This is a genomic window from Pseudomonas viridiflava, from assembly GCF_900602065.1.
Taxonomy (GTDB): domain Bacteria; phylum Pseudomonadota; class Gammaproteobacteria; order Pseudomonadales; family Pseudomonadaceae; genus Aquipseudomonas.
Genome location: NZ_UWFN01000350.1, coordinates 94,074 through 116,745, shown reverse-complemented (window position 1 = coordinate 116,745; position 22,672 = coordinate 94,074). Strand labels below are relative to the sequence as shown.

Below are 22,672 nucleotides of genomic sequence, written 5' to 3'. Positions count from 1 at the left end.
ACGCTGTGTCACCGCGCAGGCTGTACCGTCTGAAACTCCCCTCGTTCGAGATTCTGTACCTGATTGCCCATGGCATCTGTGGCATTCAGGTCGGCGCCCTTGGCGGCGAGGGAGTCGAGGATGTCTTTGCGGTGGAACAGGGCGGCGTACATGGCCGCGGTCTGGCCCGCGTTATTGCGTTGATCAGGTGCGCAGTCTGCGGCGACCAGTTGGTGAGCAATGCTCAGCTCGCCTTTGAAGATAGCCCCCATCAGCGCTGTATTGCCTCTCAGGTCCTTGGCGCAGGGATCGGCCCCCGCCTCCAATAGTTGCGTCACGGTCGCCTGATGGCCGTGATAGGCCGCGAGAATCAAGGCGGTGTAACCCTTTTCATCCTGGACGTTCAGGTCGAATCTGGCGTTGATGAACTCGCTCAGCATGTCCTGTCGGCCGTCACGCGCCGCCTGGAAAAACAGTGAGCGTAACTGCGCCTGAGTGTCGGCTTGTGTTTCTTCGGTCGGAGTTGCATTGGCGATGCCGGTGGTAACGCATAGCAGCAGTGCGTATAGAAACCTGCCCATATAGAAATTCCTCCAAAGGCCTCGGCTCGCTACGCCTGACAGCTGAAGCGCAGCGAGCGAGGTATTGATCAGTCCTTAAGTGCAGCAGCGAGTTGCTTGACCTTGTCGAGATCGCCTTTGGCAACCTTGGTCACGCCCGTGCCGTACTCCGGATCAGCCTTGTAGAGGAATGAGAGCATGATGTTTTTGCTCTCGGCGTCAGTGGTGGACAGCGATTCACCAAAGCTCTGGATCAGGTCCTGCTGGTCTTTCTTGCTGTACGAGCGATACAAGTCGCCCGCCTGCTTGAAGTTCTGCTCACGCTGGATCTTCGCTTGTTGGGTGGTACCCGTCACTGGCAATTGGCTGTAGCGAGCGGCTTCAACGGCAGGCCGCGGGTTGAGGCGGCTTGGCTCGTAGTTGACGCCGGTGGTCGTGTGACCGCTATTCAGTGAACCGTCCTGATTACTGTTGTTGACCTTAACCTTTGGAGCGTTGATCGGCAGGCTGAAGACGTTGGTGCCTACGCGGTACAGCTGAGTGTCAGCGTAGGAGAACACCCGACCTTGTAGCAAGCGGTCTTCCGAAGGCTCGATGCCGGGTACGACGTTGGCCGGAGCCATGGCGACCTGCTCGGTTTCCTGGAAGAAGTTATCCACATTCTTGTTCAGGACCATCTGACCAATTTTGCGCTCGGGAACGTCTGGCCAGATTTTGGTCGCGTCCAGTGGATCGAAATCAAACTTGGCCAGGTCTGCCGGTTTGATCACCTGGACATACAGGTCCCACTTTGGAAACTCGCCCTTGTTGATCGCAGCAACCAGATCATTGGTCAGGTGGCTGTAATCCTTGGACTGGACCTCGGCGACTTGCTTGGGATCAAGGTTCTTCAAGCCTTGCAGGCTTTTCCAGTGGAACTTCACGTAGTTCACTTCGCCCTTGGCATTCACCAGTTTGTAGGCGTGAACGCCGTTGCCGTCCATGGTGCGATAGCTGGCGGGTGTACCTTCGTTGGAGTACAGCAACGTGAGGGTACGAGTGGCTTCCGGCACGTGGGAGAAGAAATCGAAACGGCGCGAGTCGTCATCCAGGTTGGTGCGCGGGTCAGGCTTGAACGCATGCACCATGTCCGGGAACTTGATGGCATCACGAATGAAGAACGTCGGGAAGTTGTTGCCGACCAAGTCCCAGTTGCCGTCTGCTGTGTAGAACTTGGTTGCAAAACCGCGCGGATCACGCAGGGTTTCCGGCGAGTGATTGCCGTGTACCACCGAGGAGAACCGCACGAATACCGGCGTGTGTTCACCTTTGCTGAAGACTTTGGCTTTGCTCAGGTCAGAAGCACCTTCTGACGCAACGAACTCCCCGTGGACACCAGTGCCGCGCGCGTGCACGACGCGCTCAGGGATGCGTTCGCGATCAAAGCGTTGGAGTTTTTGCAGGAGTTGTACGTCCTGCAACAGGACCGGGCCAGTCGCACCGGCGGTTTGGGAATTCTGATTGTCGCCGACGGCGGCACCGTTATCACGGGTCAGGGTATCGGCGAAGGCTGCGGAGCTGGCCATCAGGCTCGCGCCGATCAGGCTCACGGCTAAGTGGGATCTAGGTAGGTACATCTCAGGTCTCTCTCTATTTTTGGTTGTTTTGAGAGCCTAAGCGTAGAGACGGGTCTTGCCATTAATGAATTGTTTTAAGCTATGTCCTTGATAAATTTAGCAATATGAACTTAATTTCGAATTGACGATCGGTTGCCACTTATCAACAGGTTGCGTCTCTGTTTTGACAACCGTCAGCAGGATGAGGAGAGAGGTAGAACCTGCGAATCCTGTCTATTTCTCCACTGCGGACAAGTGCCCGGATCGCCTTGTTTATATCCGGCAGCAGCCCCGCCAATTCCGGTTGTAACTTGATACTTACCGGGGAATCACTGAGCCGTGCGCCCCGCTGAAAAAGGTTCGGATCCAGACGTTGCTCCGCAATGAGGTAATCAAAAAGATCATCGACCATCGCGACGGCGTCAACGCGTCTGGCCAATAGCAGTTGAAGCAATGCCGGGTCTTCGGAGGTTTCCAGCTGGACCAGGCGTTTATCCGCGAAAGACGGGTCCATGGTCAGGTAGGTATAGCCCCTGACGGTACCAATGGTCAGGCCCCGTAACTTATCCACAGGGATCGGGACGGCGGGGCTGCCTTTGAGATAGTAGAGATGTTCTTTGACGCGGATGTAGGGGTCGGAAAAAGCAAAATGGCGAAGCTCTTCCGGGCTGTTCCATTGCGATGAGTCGGCGTAGTTCAGGTCGAGCTCGCCCTTGTTCAGCATCGCTTGCAGACGATTGACCGGGTAAGAAACGAAGTGGGCCTCTATGTTGGCCTGATGCAACACTCGCCGGGCGATATCAGTGGAGATGCCGCGCAGGTTGCCTTGCGTGTCTTCATAGCTGAACGGTCGCCATTGACTACCTCCCGCCTGATAGGTTTCCGCCTGTGCTGCTGCCAGCAGGCTCAACATCGCGAAGGTTATTGCGAGAAGTGTCTGTCTCCAAAACATGTTCAATCCTGCATCCTGCAAAATGTCCTGCGCTCAACTTAACAGCCAAACGTGGCGACGGCGTGAAGATTTACGTTGGGCGTAAAAAAGCCCGCGCTGATCAGTGTCAGGCGGGCCGGTCGTCGCAGGCTGTTATCGAGTGGCTTGGGTCTTCAGCTCGGGCAAAACAAAATTCTTCACGATGTATAGCGAGCCCTTTTCACTGAGATGGCCCGAGTCGATCTGCAGCAGTGAGTGGTCCTGCAGTCTGACCAGGCAGGAGTTGGCCACGCACAGCCTGTCGATCAGTGACACGAAATCGACAGCCTCGGGATCGATCTGGCTTCGAGTCGCCCGATCAGCTGCCATGACGCTTTGGTCCAGCGCCGGGTCGCTGATGTGCGAGTCATTCACTCCCCAATGGCGATTGGCGATAACGCTCGGTAATGAAGGGCTCCATTGTGGCAGCGGCCCCAATAACACGATGTGCTTGACCCCATAGCTCTTGAGGCGTGCCGCAATTTCACTCCAGTGCGTTTTATCGTGTTGATCTTTCTGGGCGATCACTACGACGTCCGGACGCAGCTCGCGAATACTTTGCAGTGCAGTCCTGTTGGAGTAGTTGCAGGTGAGGCGCGGCGCTGTGGCGCGTCCGTTGTCCTGGGTCAGGCTGGGTTTACAACCTGCAGAAGCCACCTGATAAAACGGCGTGCCGCGCGTTAACAGCGTTCGCAAACCCAGTGATAGAGCCTGAGCGTGAGAGTCGCCCCACAGGAAGACCCCGCCCTGGCCACGTTTCTCTGTGCAGGATGGATCAATGGCAGACAGACCCCGCTCAGTGAACGCAGAAAAGGCATCGCATTTGAGCCAGTAGGTTTCATAAAGATTCTTCTGTCGGTTGGCGTAGTCCTGCACGAAGCGCGCTTTGTCCGAGATGCTCACCGAGCGAAGCGGGGAAACCGCCCCCTCTGTAGCGTTCACTGCACCGGCAGCGACGAACACCGAGCCAATCAACGCGCTCACGGTGGCGAACCTCCAGCGCAATCTGCCGGGTGTTGCAGCGGGTGATTTTTCGATCAGTTGATAAGACGCCAGGCCCAATGCAAACGCGCACAGAATGCCGAGCAACAGGTTGGGCGTTTCGCCCAGATAACCTGAGTAGCTCATGAATACCACTACCGGCCAGTGCCAGAGGTATAGCGAGTACGACAGTGTTCCGGTCCATTGCGAGAACCGGTTGCTGGTCAGGAAGGAGTCTTGTCGAGCGGCAAGGATCACCGCCAAAGCCCCCATCACCGGCAAAATGGCCAGGTAACCGGGCCAGATATCTTTCTCCGAAAGGACGAAGAAGCTTGTCAGCATCAACCCCAGCCCGACACGCTCCAGTGCGCGTTGATGCGCTCGTTGAAGTGTGATCGGGAAGACGCAGGCGACTGCACCCACCAGCAGTTCCCAGGCCCTTGTGGGCAGCAGATAGAACGATGGCTCTGGCCATTTGAACGAGCCGTAAATACAGAAGCCGAACCCTGCCAGGCATGCGCCGAGGATCAGCCAGCGTAGATGCTGCAAGCCGATCACTCGGCTCAACGCCAGCAACACCAGCGGGTACACCATATAAAACTGCCACTCCACCGAGAGCGACCACGTGTGCAGTAACCATTTCTCATGGGCGCCAGGGGTGAAATAACCCGCTTCGAACCAGTAAATGACATTCGATACAAACCCCAGGCTGGCAGCGATATGTTTGCCCAGCTCGCTGTAATCCTGCGGCAACAGGTAAAACCAGCCCGCGAGCAGAAGTACAAAGCACAGCACCGCCAGCGCCGGAATAATGCGCCGGGCCCGGGACTTGTAAAACGCGATAAGGCTGAAATTGCCCGCCTGCAGACTGCGCAGGATGATCCCGGTGATCAGGTAGCCTGAGATCACAAAAAAGATATCCACACCCGCAAATCCGCCGGGCAACCAGCCGGGATTGAAGTGGAAAAGCAGCACGGCAATCACCGCGATGGCGCGCAATCCATTGATGTCTTTTCTGAAGTCCATGGCGTTCTTCGCTGGCGTTGGCAACAGGGGGAGGGGATGAAGTCAGGGGCGTTGTGGCGCGACGGTTTCGGAGTTCAGGCTGATGATTTTCGGAAAGCGGGTAAGGGTGACTGGAGCCGAACACTGGCCGTCCTGACAACGCCAGAATGCCTCGCCGGACATCTGTCCTTTGCCGGGGTCGGCGGTGTCAACGAACATGACCGGCCCTCTCATCGGGCGGGTGCTGATGATCTGCTCCTGCCGTGACCCGCCGACCGCCCAAGCGGCGATGACCTGTGCGTTGCCTCTGCTGAAGTGCAACTGATAGACGTTGGCAGACTGAAGACTGGCCTGAGCGTCCCAAGTGAAATGTTTGATTATCTCGGCGAGGGCCAAGACCACGCCATAAGCGGGTTTGGGAGAAAGGTCTTCATTGAGCAACCCGAAGTTGTGCTCCTGATCGGTTCTGTCTGGCCCGTCGTTGATCAGGTCGTACCACCACAGGCCTTTGATATTGGGGACCGTGCGAGCGAATAACAGAATTCGCGCCAGATAGGCCGCCTGCGTCTGTGCTGTGTTGCCGCACGGACCCTTGTGGCTGGGCCAGGCCATTTCCGTGATGTAGATCGGGACGATACGACCGGCCCTGGTACGGACATGCTGTTCATAATCGCGCAGCCACTGCACCCAGCTTTCAGGGTTGTTGCGCCCATCAGGTGCGCAGTGGGCGTACGGATGAATCGAGAGCCCATCGACCAGATTCAGCATGCCCGCGTCGATCAGCCGATCAGCAAAACCGTTGTCCATGCCTTCGGGCGTTACCGAGCCTGCGAGGATTTTGGCGGGGATGCCGTTGACCTCTGCGGTGTTCTTGCGGATCAAAGGGACCGCTTCACGGACCAGAGTGGCGTAGTCGGCGCTTAGCTGTGGGTCCTTGGGCGCTTCAAGGTCCCACTCGTTCCAGATCTCGTAAAAGTCGACTTTATTGCCCAACTGACCAGTCACGTAATCCACGTAGTTCAAATAGCCCGCTTTGACCGCCGGCGAACGGGGTTTGGCGTTGTCGTGGAATGAGGTGCTGTAGTCCAGCAGCGTCAGCCTTTCAAGTTTGAGGCTGCTGGCTGTGCTGAGGTAATCGCGCCATGGCGCAATGATGCGCCATTGATTGGGCTTTGGTTCTGCGGTTGACCAGAAGGCGTCATCCTTGACGGCGGCAAAGCCTGCCTTTGCCGCCAGTTGCAAAGCAGGTTTTGGCGAGGCATCGAAGTTCATCAGGTGTGTGCTGATACCCAGAATGAAGGCTTCTTCGGCGTTCGCCGCAGTGCAGGTCAGGCAGGCAATGCAGGCCAGTCCGATGGCAAATCCTTTGCCAGACATAGTCAGTACACCGTCGGTGCAGGCGATAAGTGAAACGCCTGCGGCCGCGGAGTTTTGCGGCTATCCATGAGTTTGTCGGACAGCGCATGACCGATCGCCAGACCCAGGAACAGGTTGGCCACCGTGACTTCAAACATGTCAGTGGTCCAACTGATCATGCAGCAACAAAAGGTGATCGCCAGCAATGCTCTGCCAACGTGACTGTCGTCATCGCTCAGCTTAAAAAACAGGGGAATCTGCAGCAGATACAGCAGCACTCCGCCCAGCCCCAGCATTGCCCACAGATACATCGCGCTGCTGTCCGAACCCACCAGCATCTCGCCGCCGGGTACCGGGAACATCGAGGCCGAGCCACCGAACATGCCAAAGCCCGCGCCGGTCAGGGTCCAGCCTTCTTTGCTGATCGCGTGAGCGACATTGGGCCAGGTATTGATCAGCCGGTCGTACAAGGTGCCCAATGCGGAGCTGCTGCTACTGACCGTGCGCATGTCAAAGTCGTAAACCATGCCCAGCACCGGCAGTGTCAGCCCCGCCAATACCGTGATGGTGCAGACGATACGGGTCGTCCAGCGCATGCGGCTGATCAGCAATAGCATCAGGGTCAACGCGAATGCGGCAGCGGGGGCTTTACTGGTGGTCACGACGATTGCGTAAAGCGCTACCGGGCTTAATAGAATCCACAGCAGGCGAGAGCGCAGCAGTATCAACAGATACAGGCTGTAGATAGCGATCAGGATCGACAGGATGTTGGAGACGCGGGCAAAACCGGCGATCCGGTCTTCGGTGTCCGTGGTCCACGATGTGTTGGCGCTCAGTTGCGCGTCGCCGATGTTGTAGCTGTAACCTTTCCAGGGCACGGCGGTGAATTTATCCAGCGCAACGCCTATCAGGGACGCCCCCAGACACAGGCCAATCACCCAGAGAAATAACCGGCGGCGGTGGAACAAGTGTTCGCTGCAGACCAGCCCGAACAGCAGCGGGCTGATGCCGAATAGCGCAAAGGCAACGTTGTTCAGGGTCGCGCCGTGCAGCATGGCCAGCAAACTTGAAACCATCAACAGCAGCATGCTCAGCCAGACCATCCGGCCTGCTTTATAGTCGCGCAGCTCCAGGGTAAACATCACCAGGCACGCGACTTTCGGCAGGTACAGCACAGGTGCGATACCGGCCTTGTCGAAGTAGAAGCGCAGCGCGCCGGAAAAGGTCTCGATCAGTATCAGGCTGATGGCAATCCATACCACCGCCGTCGACTTGTTGAAGGACAGAATCGACGAGCGAGCGTCGCTGCCATTCGCAGAGTTCAACATCATGTTTTTCTGCCTCGGGAATGCTGATTGGGAAGGCCGCTGTTCTGTAGGAGCTGCCGAAGGCTGCGATGGCGGTATGGCCGGATGACTGCTTCGCAGCCTTCGGCAGCTCCTACAGGGTTAGGGTCAATCTGGAAGCCTGCAGTTTGTTTTGACAGGAGCGACTTGTCGGGATGAGCAGAAAACCATCGTCCACGCTACCGCCCCATCGGCCAGTGGAATGGACGACGCGACAGGACTAACAGGCAGGGGGTGAATCAGAAATGACAGTGGGTATATCAGCCTGAGTTCAGGAGACTGTCAACAAATTAGTCAATATTCGAGCGAGATCCGACGGGCGATCGCTGGCATGGATCGCAACTCTTTGAATTAGAAGGGATCATAAAATTGACGCGGCGGGAGATTCAAGAGGTGCCTGCACACTGCAAGCACCTCTGAACCAGACCGGCTTATGCCGGGTATTTGCGCTTATCAGGAGCTGGGGGGAAGTACTGGTAGAGCCAGGTCTCACTCAGCGTCCGGTCCTGAGTCTTGATGTACATACGCATCTCAACTGGTTCGACCGAGTCACTGTCTGGCAGCCAGTCGAAAATAATCCGGTAACCCTTGATATCCGGCAGCACGAGAATATTGAATTCCTGCAGCTTGCCATGCGATACGGTCACGATTGGCTCGATAGCGGTGCCTTCCGGCAGGCTTTCCAGGCCGCCGCCGTTGAAGTCCACAGCAAAACGTCGTGCCCAGAATTTCGGATAATGCTCGCCCGGAGCCCAGCCTTCCGTGAAGCCGCCCATACCGGAGCGGGTCGCGTGGACCTGAGCCAGCGGCGTACGCACAGGTGGCAGCGGCGCCCAATACAGCTTGTAGCCGTAATTGACCGATTGACCAGCCTTGATCTTGTCCTTCGGCGTCCAGAACACCACGATGTTATCCATCGTCTCGCCGGTGGTCACGATTTCCACCAGATTCACCGCGCCTTCGCCCCATGGCGTGGTTGGTTCCACCCACAGGCTTGGCCGACGGTGATACCAGTCAACGGTGTCCTGATAGCTGGCGAATTCGTGGTCGGTCTGTACCAGGCCGAAACCTTTCGGGTCTTTGTCGGCGAAAGCGTTGAATTGCAGGCTAGGCGGGTTGTTCAGCGGACGGCAGATCCATTCGCCGTTACCGCGCCACATCGCCAGGCGATCCGAGTCATGGATCTGCGGGTGAATGGTGTCGCACATCCGGCGTTCGTGAGTACCGCAGCTGAACATACTGGTCATCGGCGAGATGCCCATCTGATCGATATCAGTGCGTGCGTTGATGTTCGCGTCGATGTCCATGACGACCTGGCCGGACTGGCAGTCGATATCAAAACGGTAGGCGCCGGTGCAGCTTGGTGAATCCAGCAGCGCGTAGACGACAAAACGCGTGGCGTTCTTGTCCGGGGTTTCAAACCAGAACTTGGTGAAGTCCGGAAACTCTTCCTGACGCTTGGCATAGGTGTCGATGGCCAGGCCACGTGCCGACAAGCCGTATTGCTTGTTGCTGTCCACCGCGCGGAAATAACTGGCGCCAAGGAACGACACGACGTCATTGATGGCGATTTCTGGCGCCTTGAACAGCTTGAAGCCGGCGAAGCCCAGGTCACCTTTGACCAGCGATTTGTCGATGCCGCTGGACTCGTAGTTGAACAGCTCGTGGCGGAAGTGCACTTCCCGGGACTCTTTGGTCTTCGGGTTGACGCTGTACATGCGTACCGGCGTCTTGAAGCCCATGCCGACGTGGAAGAAATGCACGTCCAGTTGGCCGTGAAGCTCGTTCCACAAGGAGTGGCCAGCGTCGTATTTGATGGCGTTGAACTGCTGAGGCGTCATGTTGGCCAGTACTGGAGGCAGCACTTGCTTGTTGCTGACGTAGCCCCGACCGGCCAATTGCTTGGCATGGGCCTTCAATGCATCGAAGTCAAAATGTTCGATTTCGCCGTCGGCCGTGGCGGCCATCGCGCGTGCAGCAAAAAGTCCCGAGGCTGGCACGCTGCTATAAGCTGCCAACGCCATCGAAGCTTTCAGGAGAGTCCTGCGATTCATAAGGTGAAGCCCCTAACGAGTGCTGTGCATCCTGCACAAGAAAATTGCGCGCTACGACTCCTTGCTGAACGCCAAACTACCGACAACAGATAACAAACACAGCATCTGGTTCGAAAAAAACATAAATAATTACGATTTAGATGTGCCGCAGTTGTGTCTGGATGGCGCATTTCCTTGTAGGGCTGGCTTTAGCCGGGAGGAGGCCGGTGCGTTCCCAGTGTCTATTTCGTCAGGAATATTGCCCTCCCGGCTAAAGCCGGTCTTACGTAATCAGTTCATCCTGTGGGAGCCGGGCTTGCCCGCGATAAGGGCATCGCAGATATCAGACCCATCGCATCTAGCCCATCGCGGGCAAGCCCAGCTCCCACAGGAAGGCATGCGGGTTACCCAACTACGACTGCGTCGGCAACCCGATCACGCTCATCGCCGCCTGGCGCAGGGCCTCGGACCGGGTAGGGTGGGCGTGACTGATCAGGCCGATGTCTTCGGACGAAGCGGCAAACTCCATAGCGACGCAAAACTCGGCGATCATTTCGCTGACGCTCGGGCCTACCAGATGCACGCCCAGAATTTCATCAGTGCGCTCATCAGCAAGGACTTTGGCAAAGCCATCAGTCTCGTGATTGACCTTTGAGCGACTGTTGGCGCTAAACGGGAATTTCCCGACTTTGTAGGCGCGGCCATCAGCCTTGAGTTGCTCTTCGGTTTTGCCCACGCTGGCCAGTTCCGGGCGTGTGTAGATCACGTTGGGGATCAGGTTGTAATTGACCTCGCCAGCCTTGCCGACGATGCGCTCCAGGCATACCGTGGCTTCGTCCTCCGCCTTGTGCGCGAGCATCGGGCCGGAGGTGACGTCGCCGATCACCCAGACATTCTCGGCGGCAGTACGATGGCCTTTGTTCTCCAGCATGCCTCGCTTGTCGACAGTAAGGCCGACCGTTTCCAGCCCCAGCCCCTTGGTGTATGGCCGACGTCCGATGGATACCAGCACGTAATCAGCTTCGATCAGCTCGGCATCACCTCCGGCTGCTGGCTCCACGCTGAGATTGACGCCTTGATCCGACGTTGTAGCGGTGGTGACCTTTGAGCTGAGCTTGAACGCAATACCCTGACGTGACAGTGAGCGCTGCAAGGTTTTGCCCGCTTCCAGATCCGTCCCGTGGGCGACGTGGTCAAGGTATTCCACCACGGTGACTTTCGCCCCCAGACGCCGCCAGACCGACCCCAGCTCCAGCCCGATAACCCCGGCGCCGATGACCACCAGATGCTTGGGCACTTCGGTCAAAGACAACGCGCCGGTAGAGTCCAGAATGCGTTTGTTGTCGATGTCGACACCCGGCAGCGGCGTGGGCTCGGACCCGGTGGCGATGATGATGTCTTTGGCTTGCAGCTCGGTTTCCACACCTTGCGCATCGGTGACGATGACTTTGCCTGGACCTGCAATTCGGCCCCAGCCTTTGATCCATTCTGCTTTGTATTTGCGAAACAGGAACTCGATGCCCTTGGTCAGGGCGGTTACGCTCTCGCCTTTCTGTTTCATCATCTGCGCAAGGTTGAGCGTGGGTGTGACTTCGATACCGAGCTTGGCGAACTCTTCACCCGTCGCCGATTCGTACAGCTCCGACGCATGCAGAAGTGCTTTTGAAGGAATACAGCCGACGTTCAGGCAGGTGCCGCCCAATGTCTCCCGGCCTTCAATGCAGGCCACGCTCAGCCCCAACTGACCGGCACGAATGGCAGCGTTATAGCCGCCGGGGCCGCCGCCAATAATCACAACGTCATAGCTGCTCATAACTTTTCCTCGGGTTGTGGATACCGCGCTGTCATGCAAAAACTCGATCCCTGAAGGAGCTCACCGAGGTTACAGATGAGTGATTCCGTAAAGATGTCGTGCTCGGGAATCAGAGAATCAAGCGCTTTAAATTATGGTTGTAATATTCAAGGCGACGGGCGTCAAGCTCGCAAGATTAACGACTGCCGTTTCTCCGCCCGTAGCGCCGTGGATTTCAGCGTAGAGCGTTGTCCGAAATGTGCCGCGTATCTGACAGAAATTTCACTATATCTGTTATATCGTAACGCCCTATTCTAAGGGCCCAGTCCGGCGCACTTGCCGGGCGATGGCGGCAACATTCGGTGAGTTCTGAGGCGTTGATGCGGGTTGATCTGGATGTTGAACACGGCGGCCTGAGAGGCATGCCCAGGTTTCAAAGAGCTGCGTTGCATGCAGCGCGCTTACGACGACTGACCTGGATGGCAGGCGGCACTGGTCTTTGCGGATTGATACTCGCGCTGTTTGCTGACCTGTTTGCACCGAACTCGCTGTGGGCGGCGGTGTTGGCCAATGATTCTGCAGTGTTGCTGCTACTGGCGGCTGCGATGCAATCGGCTGAAAGTGTCGCGCAGTGGCGAGCGCTGGCATTGGACGCAAAGGTGCCCGGCCACGTACGGGATGATCCCCAAGCTGGAGAGCTCGGCTGGTATGACCGGCTCATTGGGCGCATCAGCCGTTTGGGTAGCTCCACAGTGGCGCAAATCGGCGCACCGACCTTGTGGCTTGCGGGATGGACCCTTCTGTCGCTGGTGTGTATTCAAGCCGTTTGGGATCTGTCGCTGCCGGGGAGCGATCTCTCGAGAATGGGCAGCGTCGCCGGTGGTATTTCCCTGTTGCTCGCCTTCGGTTTACTGGTACTGGAACGTCAGTTCAACGGTGAGCAGGCTGAATGGCCGGAAGCCTTGCAACTGGCCCAATTGCTGCGCGTCGCAATTGCTGTGTTACTAGTGGGGGCGGTGTGTCTGTTCTTCTCCAGCGTAGAGCGTCCCTGGACTGCCCGGCTAGCGGTACTGGGCGGGTTGTTGCCTGCGCTTGTAGCCCTCGAACTGCTGATTCGCGCCGCGCTGTCGCTATTCAACTCTCGTAATCCACGTGTCGAGCCTCGGTTGGTCGCGAGCAGCTTTGCGGCCGGGTTGCTGCGTTGGCCGCCGCAGCCTTTGCAGGCTTTACAGCACGAGTTGCACAACCGGTTTGGTATTGATTTACGGCAGATCTGGGCCTTTACCTACATGCGTCGGGCGTTCCTACCCGTGCTTTCGGCAGTGGTAGCGCTCGGCTGGGCGCTCAGTGGCGTGCATGAAATCCCGATGCAGGGGCGAGGTATCTACGAGCGTTTCGGTAAACCGGTGGAGGTGCTCGGCCCCGGTTTGCACGCGGGTCTTCCCTGGCCATTTGGGCGGGTGTTGGCGGTGGAAAATGGTGTGGTACACGAGCTGGCCACCAGCGTCGCCGATACAAACGGCGTAGAGCCTGCCCCTGTGCTTGATTCGGCAGAGGGTCCAGCCCCCGCCAGTACCAACCGTTTGTGGGACGCCAGCCACGTCAATGAAAAGTCTCAGGTGATCGCCAGCAGTGCGGGCGACAAACAGGGATTTCAGATCGTCAACATGGACGTGCGCCTGGTGTACCGCATCGGCCTGACCGACGAAGCCGCCATGGCCGCCACCTACAACAGCGCCGACGTGCCGATGCTGATTCGCAGCACGGCCAGCCGGGTGCTCGTGCACGATTTTGCGTCGCGGACGCTGGACGAGCTGTTGGGTGAGCAGCGTTCTGATCTGGCACTGGATGTCGGCAATGCAATACAGGCTGACTTGAATCGGCTTAACAGCGGCGTGGAGATCCTTGCCACTGTGGTTGAAGCGATCCACCCTCCGGCGGGTGCAGCCAACGCCTACCACGCGGTTCAGGCGGCGCAGATCGGTGCGCAGGCGCTGATCGCTCGTGAACGAGGCGCGGCAAGCAGCACCTCCAATGTGGCGCAACTGAACGCAACCGCTACGCACGACAAAGCTGCCGCGAGCGCTCGGGAAGTCATGGCGGGGGCACAGGCAGCGCAACTGCGTTTCAGTGCCGAACAACAGGGCTACGCAAAAGCAGGGCAGGCGTTCCTGCTTGAGCAGTACTTGACGCAACTCAGCCAGGGCCTGGCCCATTCAACATTGCTGGTGCTTGATCACCGTCTGGGCGGTGCCAACAACGCACCCACCATTGACCTGCGTACTTTCACACTACCGGCAGACCCAACGGCGCCGCGTAAAGCCGTTCAGTAAGGAGTCGTCCCTTGAGTCTGTTTCATAACCACGATCACGCCGGTCACGATCACAGTGGCCATCACCACGGTCATCATCACGGGCACGCTCATGACGAATCTTCCGGCCCACGTGTATTTCCATGGCGGCGGGGTTTGCTCGCCGCGCTGCTGATCGCATTTGCGGTGGCAGCGGCAAGCCTGGTGCAAGTGCGCTCCGGCGAGGCGACGGTGATTACCCGTTTCGGCAATCCGTCCCGGGTATTGCTCGAACCCGGTCTGAGCTGGCGCTGGCCTGCGCCTTTCGAAGCGGCGATACCGGTTGATCTACGTTTGCGGACTACTTCCAGCGGCTTGCAGGATGTTGGCACCCGCGACGGCCTGCGCATCATTGTCCAGGCCTACGTGGCCTGGCAGGTTCAGGGCGACGCAGACAACGTGCAACGTTTCATGCGTGCCGTGCAAAACCAGCCTGACGAAGCGGCGCGGCAGATTCGTACCTTCGTTGGTTCGGCGCTGGAAACCACAGCCAGCAGTTTCGACCTGGCGAGTCTGGTGAACACTGATGCCAGCAAAGTGCGTATCAGCGATTTTGAAAACCAGCTGCGTCAGCAAATCGATCAGCAACTGCTGACCACTTATGGCGTGCGCGTGCTGCAAGTGGGGGTCGAGCGCTTGACCCTGCCGTCAGTGACCCTCAATGCCACGGTGGACCGGATGCGCGCCGAGCGCGAAACCATCGCCACCGAGCGCACTGCTGTGGGCAAGCGTGAGGCAGCGCAGATTCGTTCGGCCGCAGAGCGTGATGCGCGGATCGTTGAGGCGGATGCCACGGTAAAGGCCGCCGATATCGAGGCTCAATCACGCGTCGAGGCCGCGCAAATCTATGGCCGGGCTTATGCGGGGTCACCGCAGCTCTACAACCTGCTGCGCTCACTGGACACGCTGGGGACAATTGTTACACCCGGCACCCGGTTGATTCTGCGTACCGACGCCGCACCATTCAGAGTCCTGGTCGATGGCCCGCCAACGCTCAATGGCCCATCAGCGCCGCAGAGCAAAGCCGGGTCGCAACCATGAGTGAACCTGTGGTTTCAGGTCAGCAACGCGCACCGGTAAACAACCCGTGGTTACAGGCCAGCCGACTGGCCTTCCTGGCGTTGTATGGCGTGACGGTTCTGGCTGCCGTCGGCTGGGCGGTGTCCAATGTGCGGCAGATTGATCCGCAAAACCGGGCAGTGGTGTTGCGTCTGGGCGCATTGGAGCGGATTCAGAACGCAGGATTGCTCACCGCCTGGCCGCAACCGTTCGAACAGGTGGTGTTGCTGCCCTCGGCGGACCGGGTAATTGAACGTCGCGTCGAGACCTTGCTGCGCTCATTTCAAGCCGTGCAGGCTGATCGGGCGGCGAGCTTTGCGGCACCGATGAGCGATGCGTTGGCCGGGTCGGGTTATCTGTTGACCGGGGACGCAGGCGTTGTGCAGTTGGACGTCACGGTCTACTACAAGGTCAGCGACCCGTACGCCTATGTTCTGCAGGGTGATCACGTGGCGCCAGCGCTGGACCGCATCGTCAATCGCAGTGCCGTGGCCCTGACGGCTGCGCGGGATCTGGACACTATTCTGGTGGCCCGCCCCGAACTTGTTTCCGCCGATAGCCAGTCCGCCGAGCGTCGCGAACGATTGCGTGGTGATCTGGTACGCGGCATTAATCAGCGGCTTTCAGAGCTCAGCACAACCGGCTCAGGTATTGGTATCGAGGTTACCCGGGTCGACGTTCAATCCAGCTTGCCCGGCGCAGCCATCAACGCGTTCAACTCGGTCCTGACGGCCAGCCAGCTTGCCGATCAGGCGGTGGCTAATGCGCGCAACGATGCTGAAAAGCTCATCCAGGCCGCGAACCAACAGGCAGACCGTACATTGCAGGTAGCCCACGCACAGGCTTCCGAGCGTTTGGCAAAAGCCCAGACCGACACGGCCACGGTGGCCAGCCTGAGCGAGTCGATGCATTCCGCAAGCGACCCCGGCCTGTTGCAACGACTCTATCGCGAGCGCGTACCGAAAATCCTTGGCCAGGCGGGATCTGTGACCACCGTTGATCCGCGTGATGATTCCCGGCTGATCATTCAAGGAGCAGAAAAATGAGTAGCGAAGCGGTTCACGATCCAGTCGCAGGGCAAGCGGCGCAAAGCATGCTCAGCGCGCCGGAACAACGCAGCGCCGCACGGCAACTGACGCTGGCAATGCTGGCGTTAGGGTTGCTGGGATTGGGCTTGATCTGGCGCCTCATTGCGCCGGATCAGAATGGCGTCAGCCAGCTGTTACTGGGAGCGGCTTCGCTGCTGGTGGCTATTCCGGTAATCAGTGCCGGTTGGCACAGCTTGCGCTACCCCAGCCTGCACGGTGTCACCGACCAATTGATCGCGTTGGCCATGCTCGGTGCCTGGGCTACCGGAGACCTGATGACGGCGGCCTTGCTGCCCATCATCATGATCTTCGGCCATGTTCTTGAAGAGCGCAGCGTGATTGGTTCTCAGGAGGCGATCCAGGCGCTGGGCCGCTTGACCCGCAGCCACGCACGGCTGATCAAAGCCGATGGCAGCGTGCAGGAGGTGGACAACTCAACGCTGGTTGCCGGAGACCAAGTGGAAGTTCGCGCAGGTGATCGAGTGCCTGCTGACGGCCGGGTGATCTCCGGCCAGGCAAGCCTGGACACCGCGCCGATCACCGGTGAGTCCGTGCCACTGGAAGCCAGACCGGGCGTTGAAGTATTTGGTGGTGCGATCAATCTCGACGGTTTGCTGCGCCTTGAAGTGACCCGTACCGGGCAGGATTCGACGCTGGGCAAGGTGATCGCGCTGATGCAAAGCGCCGAGCGCTCCAAGCCTCCGATCACTCGGCTGCTGGAGCGCTATGCAGGCAGCTACATGGTGCTGGTCTTGCTGATCGCCGCAGTGACCTGGTTCATCACCAATAACGCGCAAGCCATGCTTGCTGTGCTGGTCGCAGCGTGTCCCTGCGCCCTTGTGCTGTCAGCTCCCGCGACGGCCATTGCAGGGATCGCGGTGGCGGCCAGGCACGGGATACTGATTCGCAGCTCGGCCTTTCTGGAAGAGCTGGCCGACCTGACCTCGCTGGTTGTCGACAAGACCGGCACGCTGACCTTTGGCACGCTGCGCATTGAATCCGTGCAGTGTGTGGGTCCTGAGTTGCCGCATTTTCTGCCGTTGGCGGCAAGCCTCGGTAGCGCCAGCAGTCACCCGGTCAGCCGGGCGCTGGCCAGTCTGGTTCCACAGACTCAATTTCTGGCGCTGAGTGACATCCGGGAGCTTCAAGGTCTGGGCGTGGTGGCGAGCAGCGAATTAGGCATCGCCGCGTTAGGCCGCCCCGAGCTGTTCGAGCAACTGGGCATTACCTCTGCGCCGGTCCCGATTCACGACGGTCCGATTGCCGGCCTGGCACTCGACGGTGTTTTTCTCGCCTGGCTTTTGCTGGCCGACACGCTGAAGCCCGAGGCGCAAGCGGCGCTGGCTGAGCTACGGGCGCTGGGTATGGGCAGGCAGTTATTGCTCACCGGTGACCGACACGCTGTGGCGAACAAGCTGGCTGTGGATGTCGGCATCACTGACGTGCAGTCCCAAGCGCTGCCCGAGGATAAGTTGACCCGGGTTCGTGCCGAGATCAGCAGTGGTTTTCGGCCCATGGTGGTAGGTGACGGCATCAATGACTCGCTGGCCTTGAAGGCTGGCGTGGTAGGGGTCGCGATGGGGGCCGGTGGTGCGGACATCGCTTTGGCATCTGCCGATATCGTGCTGATTGGCAGTGATCTGCGCCGGCTGGGCACCTGTGTACGACTCAGTCGTCAGTGCCGAAGGACGTTGCAGGTCAATGTCATCATCGGTCTTGGCTGGACGTTGGCGATTGTCGCGCTTGCCGCCTTCGGCTGGTTGGGCGCAGCGGGAGCAATGGTGGCTGCGATCCTTCACAACCTCAGCACACTGCTGGTGCTCGGCAACGCGGGCAGACTGCTGCGGTTGCATGAGCCGCTAGGTGAATTGCCTGCAGCACAGCAGCGCTGAAATCTTGGTCAAACGCGAGAACCTCCGAGCTAGAGCGGCTCACTAAGTATAAAAAATAGCTTGAGCTTTGAAGAACTCTGTTACAAATTAACAGTCACTCAAGGAGAGCGTTTTACATGTCAGCTCCTCGGCGGGCTCGAATCAGGTGGGACACAAGGCCGTTCCCGGAAGTCGATTCATAGTTAATGGCTATAGAGCCTATAGCGGGTCAGTTCTATTGCAGAACCGATCCTCAACTACGCTTTTCAAGTTCTTGATCATTGGGGGTTTACTCAAATGCTCGCGCAACTTCCACCGGCCTTAAAGAATCTGCACCTCCCGCTGCGTCTCAAGCTTTGGGACGGCCACGAGCTTGACCTCGGTCCGACGCCGAGTGTCACCATTTTCGTCAAAGACCCCCGGCTGGTTTCAGATTTCAGCCACCCAAGCCTCGATTTGCTCGGTAGCGCGTTTGTAGAAGGGCGGCTGGAAATGGAGGGTTCCATCAGCGAAGTGGTGCGGGTGTGCGATGAGTTGACCCAGGCATTGGGTGACGTCGACAGCGAAGACGCTCCGGTTCGCTCACCGCATGACAAGGCAACAGATGCCGCGTCGATTTCCTACCACTATGACGTTTCCAACGAGTTCTACCAGCTGTGGCTGGATCGGGAAATGGTCTATTCCTGCGCCTACTTCAAAACCGGTAATGAGAGCCTTGAACAAGCGCAGCAGGATAAATTCCACCACCTGTGCCGCAAATTGCGGCTCAAGCCTGGCGAGTACTTGCTGGATGTCGGTTGCGGTTGGGGAGGACTTGCCCGTTTTGCAGCGCGTGAATACGGCGTCAACGTGTTTGGTATCACGTTAAGCCGTGAACAATTGAAGCTCGCCAGGGCTCGCGTGAAAGCTGAAGGCCTGGAAGACAAGGTTGAGCTGCAACTGCTCGATTACCGCGACCTGCCACAAGACGGGCGCTTTGATAAGGTCGTCAGCGTTGGCATGTTTGAGCACGTCGGGCACGCCAATCTTGCGCTCTACACTCAACGCCTGTTCGGTGCGGTGAAAGAGGGCGGGTTGGTGATGAATCATGGCATCACCGCCAAGCACACCGATGGTCGGCCGGTAGGCAGGGGGGCCGGCGAATTTATTGGCCGCTATGTATTTCCTAATGGCGAGTTGCCCCACGTATCGCAAATCAGCGCGGACATCAGCGAGGCCGGGCTGGAAGTCGTGGATGTCGAAAGCTTGCGCATGCATTACGCCAAGACCCTTGACCACTGGAGCACCCGGCTGGAAACCCATCTGGAGCAGGCGGCTGCCATGGTGCCGGAGCAGACGTTGCGTATCTGGCGTTTGTACCTGGCTGGATGTTCTTATGCGTTCGCCCACGGCTGGATAAACCTGCATCAGATTCTGGCGGTCAAGCCCCGCGCTGATGGCAGCCATGATCTGCCTTGGACTCGTGAGGATATCTATCGCTAGAAGCCGTTACCAGGCTTCACTGACCGGGTCTTTGATCCGGTTGGTCTCATAAGTGCCGGTGTCCTTGGGGGGGGGCAGGAAACAGGATTTCTCTCGCTCTATAGAATCGGTGAAATAAGACGAGCCACCCGCATGCCTAACTGTTGCAGGTGATGTGTTTCTCGGCTTTCCTGAACTGAAACTTCATGGGCCAGCGCGAAGTCGTCGTTAAGCATTTGCTCTACTTCGCTGGCAAAACCGCTGTCGACGGTCAACAGCATCAGTTCGAAATTCAAGCGGAATGAGCGGTTGTCCAGGTTGGCGCTGCCGATCGCAGTAATCTCGTTATCCACCAGCACTACTTTCTGATGCATGAACCCGGGCCCATAACGAAATACCCGAACACCTGCGCGGACTGCCTCAAAGGCAAACAAGCTGGATGCCGCGTACACCACGTAATGATCCGGCCGTGATGGCAGCAGAAGCCTTACGTCTACGCCGCGCAATACGGCCAGCCGGAGCGCTGCCGATACTGCCTCGTCAGGTATGAAATACGGGCTGGTGATCCAGACCCGCTCTGTTGCCGCATGAATGGCTTCGACAAAGAACAGCGAACACGTTTCCTGCTTGTCTGCAGGCCCGCTCGCCAGTAACTGACAGAGCAGACCATCTTCGGGAAAGCTATCGGGCAAGCTCAGGGGCGGTAACTCGCGTGTTGCCCAGAACCAGTCTTCCGCGAATGACTCCTGCAGGCAGGCGACTACCGGGCCGATGACTTGCACATGGGTGTCTCGCCATGGAGCCAGGGGCGGCTTCAGTCCGACATATTCGTCACCTACGTTGTGCCCACCCAGAAAGCCTTTCATGCCGTCCACGACGACTATTTTGCGGTGGTTACGGAAGTTGATCTGGAACCTGTTAAGCCAGCCACCGCGGGTTGCGAAGGCCTTGATCTGTACGCCGCCTTTGCGCAGCTTTTCGTTGTAGCTGCCAGGCAGAGAGTGGCTGCCGATACGGTCGTAAAGCACATACACCGCGACGCCTTCCGCGGCTTTCTCCAGGAGCAGTTCCTGCATACGCCGCCCCAGCGCGTCGTCATGGATGATGAAGAACTGAATCAGGATTGTCTGCCTGGCCTCGCGTATCGCTTCGAAAATCGCGTTGAAGGTCGCATCGCCGTTTATCAGCAGCTTGACGTCGTTGTTGGCCAGCGCCGGGGTGAGCCCCAGCTTGGGCATGGCACGCAATGACGCATAGGCTTCGGAGCGTCTTGCGGCCACAGCCTCTTCAATCCAGGGGCGCCAGTTCAGGTCGCTGATTGCCGTGCGCATTTCCTCGTTGGCCTGACGCCGCGCTTTGATATAGGCATCGAAAGAGCTCCGACCAAACACCAGATAGGGAATCAGTGTGAAATAAGGAATGAACAGCAGAGGCATCGCCCACGCAATTGACCCTTGTGCAGTGCGCACAGTGAGCAGCGCATGGATGGCGGCAATGATCCCCAACAGATGAATGAATCCGATGACATAGCCAAAGAAATACGGGCTGTGGTAATCCATTCGAAACCTTTTCCTTAGCACCATTGCTGATTAACAGACCACAGTGAGTGCTGATTGTCGCTATTTAATTCGGGGTGCAACTGGCGGCATGATCTGTCGTCTAAGCCTCATCGTCCGGCAACCACGTGTGGTTGCTCCTGTCCCTCATGGGTTGAACAAGGATCCAGAAATGAAGAAATCCACCTTGGCATTGATGTGCTGTCTGGTCGCGCCACTGGCTCAGGCGCAGATGCTGCAACCGGGCTTGTGGGAGTTGACCTCCAGTAACATGCAAGTGGATGGGCAGGCTATGCCGGATTTGCAGATGATCCTCGGACAGTTGAAAAACTTGCCACCCGAACAGCGCGCCATGGTCGAACGCAATCTTGAGTCGCAAGGGGTGACCCTGGCTGGTAAGGGTGTGCGCTTTTGTCTGACAGACGCACAGGTCAAGGGCGATGACATCCCACTCACTGATCCGAAGTCTGGATGCACGCAACGCATTACTGAACGCAACGGTAAAAACTGGAAATTCACCTTTAGCTGCCCGAAAGCGCAGGGCAACGGTCAGGCTCAGTTTTTGAGTGACCGGGAATTCACCACCCACGTCATCGGCACTTTCAACGCGACTGGCCAGCAGCAGAACGGAAGCATGGACACCCGAGCGGTCTGGCAGGGTGCCCAATGTGGTGCGGTCAAACCCCGGACCTGATATGGGGATTCCCCACGGCGCTCCAGCTACTTTGAGCCACAGCGTCGTGGGCATGCAGACTTTCAGCGTGCACCACCTTCACCGTAAACGCTTTGAGCTGCGGATTACGCTGCAATGAGCGGTGCAGCCGTCGGGCGGCATCTTCGCAAAACATCAGATTTTGCCCGTTCGCCAGTGCGAAGGCCTGCTCATCTGCGCGTTTCACTGCTGTTTGTACGGCAGTGCCCAGCGCAGCCTCTGCTTGATCAATCAAATGCAGAAACGGAAATTCCTTAGATAATTCATTGAGTTGCACGTGTAAGTGAGCGGTGCTGCGCTGGCTGTGAGGCGTCGCAACGATGCCCTCAGCGGTTCCCAACCATTCCAGCACGCTCTGATAATCAAGATCGGCGCTGGCGAAATCTTCAGTGAACTGCTGTTGGATCAGTTGTCGTGCCAAGGCAGCTGAGCAAGGGCAGGTTGAGGAATATGCCACGTCAATTTTTAGTTCCACGTGGAACATATCGTTTTCCAGACGCGCCAGGATACTGATTGGGTAGGCTTTCCAGCCTGCCAACGGGCTTATCAAAGCCGGGCGTTTGAGCAGGTATTCAGTGTGAATATTCAGATATGCACGCTGTGATAATCCTTCATGACTCTCAAGGAAGCACAGCAGCACTTGCTGAACCGTGCCCAGCGTGAGGTCCTTTCCTTGCATGTGTTCCAGTGCCAGATACAGCCGCGACATGTGTATGCCTCTGGCGCTGCCATCATCCAGGCTCACGCCTGCATCGACTTTGGCACTGGCGGGTTGCCCTTCAATGCATATCGGCAACGCGACGCCGCACATTCCCACCCAATCCAGCGGCTGTGTTTGACGGGACGCTTGCGCGGCAACATCCGGAAGTGAAGCAAGTTTCATGAAAAGAGGCCGTCGGTGATGTAAATCATCACGTTATACTATAACGATAGTTTCGACGATTTCTTTTTTTGGGGC

16 protein-coding genes are annotated in these 22,672 nt (G+C 58.0%); 6 read left to right on the top strand and 10 right to left on the bottom strand.

The annotated features are described in order from the left end of the window. Positions 1 to 8 precede the first annotated feature (8 nt). The 8 genes from EE949_RS27525 to lpdA form a co-directional block, all read right to left on the bottom strand. A complete protein-coding gene (locus tag EE949_RS27525; RefSeq protein ID WP_122667176.1) occupies positions 9 to 560 on the bottom strand; it encodes an ankyrin repeat domain-containing protein in 552 nt (183 codons plus the stop codon). A gap of 68 nt (positions 561 to 628) precedes the next feature. Beyond that, on the bottom strand, positions 629 to 2,155 hold the full coding sequence (gene katB / locus EE949_RS27520) for a catalase KatB (protein ID WP_122667175.1): 1,527 nt from the start codon (positions 2,153 to 2,155) through the stop codon (positions 629 to 631). Between the two features lie 142 nt (positions 2,156 to 2,297). Continuing rightward, positions 2,298 to 3,086, bottom strand: coding sequence for a substrate-binding periplasmic protein (locus tag EE949_RS27515; RefSeq protein ID WP_122667174.1), 789 nt, complete (start codon positions 3,084 to 3,086; stop codon positions 2,298 to 2,300). Positions 3,087 to 3,218: 132 nt separating this feature from the next. Beyond that, positions 3,219 to 5,111: an acyltransferase family protein gene (locus tag EE949_RS27510; RefSeq protein ID WP_122667173.1), complete on the bottom strand. Its 1,893-nt coding sequence runs from the start codon at positions 5,109 to 5,111 to the stop codon at positions 3,219 to 3,221. A 42-nt stretch (positions 5,112 to 5,153) separates the two neighbouring features. Next, positions 5,154 to 6,467: a hypothetical protein gene (locus EE949_RS27505; protein WP_122667172.1), complete on the bottom strand. Its 1,314-nt coding sequence runs from the start codon at positions 6,465 to 6,467 to the stop codon at positions 5,154 to 5,156. A gap of 2 nt (positions 6,468 to 6,469) precedes the next feature. Further along, a complete protein-coding gene (locus tag EE949_RS27500; RefSeq protein WP_122667171.1) occupies positions 6,470 to 7,777 on the bottom strand; it encodes a hypothetical protein in 1,308 nt (435 codons plus the stop codon). A 446-nt stretch (positions 7,778 to 8,223) separates the two neighbouring features. Further along, the gene (locus EE949_RS27495) at positions 8,224 to 9,846 is read right to left on the bottom strand and encodes a glucan biosynthesis protein D (RefSeq protein ID WP_122667170.1); all 1,623 of its coding nucleotides are present in this window, start codon (positions 9,844 to 9,846) and stop codon (positions 8,224 to 8,226) included. 391 nt (positions 9,847 to 10,237) lie between these two features. Next, a complete protein-coding gene (gene lpdA, locus EE949_RS27490) occupies positions 10,238 to 11,638 on the bottom strand; it encodes a dihydrolipoyl dehydrogenase (protein WP_122667169.1) in 1,401 nt (466 codons plus the stop codon). Positions 11,639 to 11,997: 359 nt separating this feature from the next. Here lpdA and hflK (EE949_RS27485) point away from each other — a divergent pair, with 359 nt between their 5' ends. The 5 genes from hflK (EE949_RS27485) to cfaB all read left to right on the top strand — a co-directional run bounded on the left by hflK (EE949_RS27485) (position 11,998) and on the right by cfaB (position 19,467). Next, complete coding sequence (hflK, locus tag EE949_RS27485) at positions 11,998 to 13,950, top strand: protease modulator HflK (RefSeq protein ID WP_122667168.1); 1,953 nt, start codon at positions 11,998 to 12,000, stop codon at positions 13,948 to 13,950. 11 nt (positions 13,951 to 13,961) lie between these two features. Continuing rightward, positions 13,962 to 15,008 carry a protease modulator HflC gene (gene hflC, locus EE949_RS27480; RefSeq protein ID WP_122667167.1) on the top strand — a complete coding sequence of 349 codons (1,047 nt, stop codon included), beginning with the start codon at positions 13,962 to 13,964 and terminating at the stop codon, positions 15,006 to 15,008. Next, positions 15,005 to 16,072 carry a protease modulator HflK gene (gene hflK, locus EE949_RS27475; protein ID WP_122667166.1) on the top strand — a complete coding sequence of 356 codons (1,068 nt, stop codon included), beginning with the start codon at positions 15,005 to 15,007 and terminating at the stop codon, positions 16,070 to 16,072. Before hflC ends, hflK (EE949_RS27475) begins: the two co-directional genes overlap by 4 nt. Further along, positions 16,069 to 18,006, top strand: coding sequence for a cation-translocating P-type ATPase (locus EE949_RS27470; protein ID WP_122667165.1), 1,938 nt, complete (start codon positions 16,069 to 16,071; stop codon positions 18,004 to 18,006). The genes hflK (EE949_RS27475) and EE949_RS27470 overlap by 4 nt, the downstream gene beginning before the upstream one ends. A 276-nt stretch (positions 18,007 to 18,282) precedes the next feature. After that, on the top strand, positions 18,283 to 19,467 hold the full coding sequence (gene cfaB, locus EE949_RS27465; RefSeq protein WP_122667164.1) for a C17 cyclopropane fatty acid synthase CfaB: 1,185 nt from the start codon (positions 18,283 to 18,285) through the stop codon (positions 19,465 to 19,467). Positions 19,468 to 19,565: 98 nt separating this feature from the next. Here the strand turns inward: cfaB and cls are convergent, their stop codons facing one another. Continuing rightward, positions 19,566 to 21,005: a cardiolipin synthase gene (cls, locus tag EE949_RS27460; RefSeq protein ID WP_122667163.1), complete on the bottom strand. Its 1,440-nt coding sequence runs from the start codon at positions 21,003 to 21,005 to the stop codon at positions 19,566 to 19,568. 169 nt (positions 21,006 to 21,174) lie between these two features. Here cls and EE949_RS27455 point away from each other — a divergent pair, with 169 nt between their 5' ends. Further along, complete coding sequence (locus tag EE949_RS27455; protein ID WP_122667162.1) at positions 21,175 to 21,696, top strand: DUF3617 domain-containing protein; 522 nt, start codon at positions 21,175 to 21,177, stop codon at positions 21,694 to 21,696. Here the strand turns inward: EE949_RS27455 and folE2 are convergent. Further along, positions 21,680 to 22,597 carry a GTP cyclohydrolase FolE2 gene (gene folE2 / locus EE949_RS27450; RefSeq protein ID WP_122667161.1) on the bottom strand — a complete coding sequence of 306 codons (918 nt, stop codon included), beginning with the start codon at positions 22,595 to 22,597 and terminating at the stop codon, positions 21,680 to 21,682. The genes EE949_RS27455 and folE2 overlap by 17 nt on opposite strands. Positions 22,598 to 22,672 lie beyond the last annotated feature (75 nt).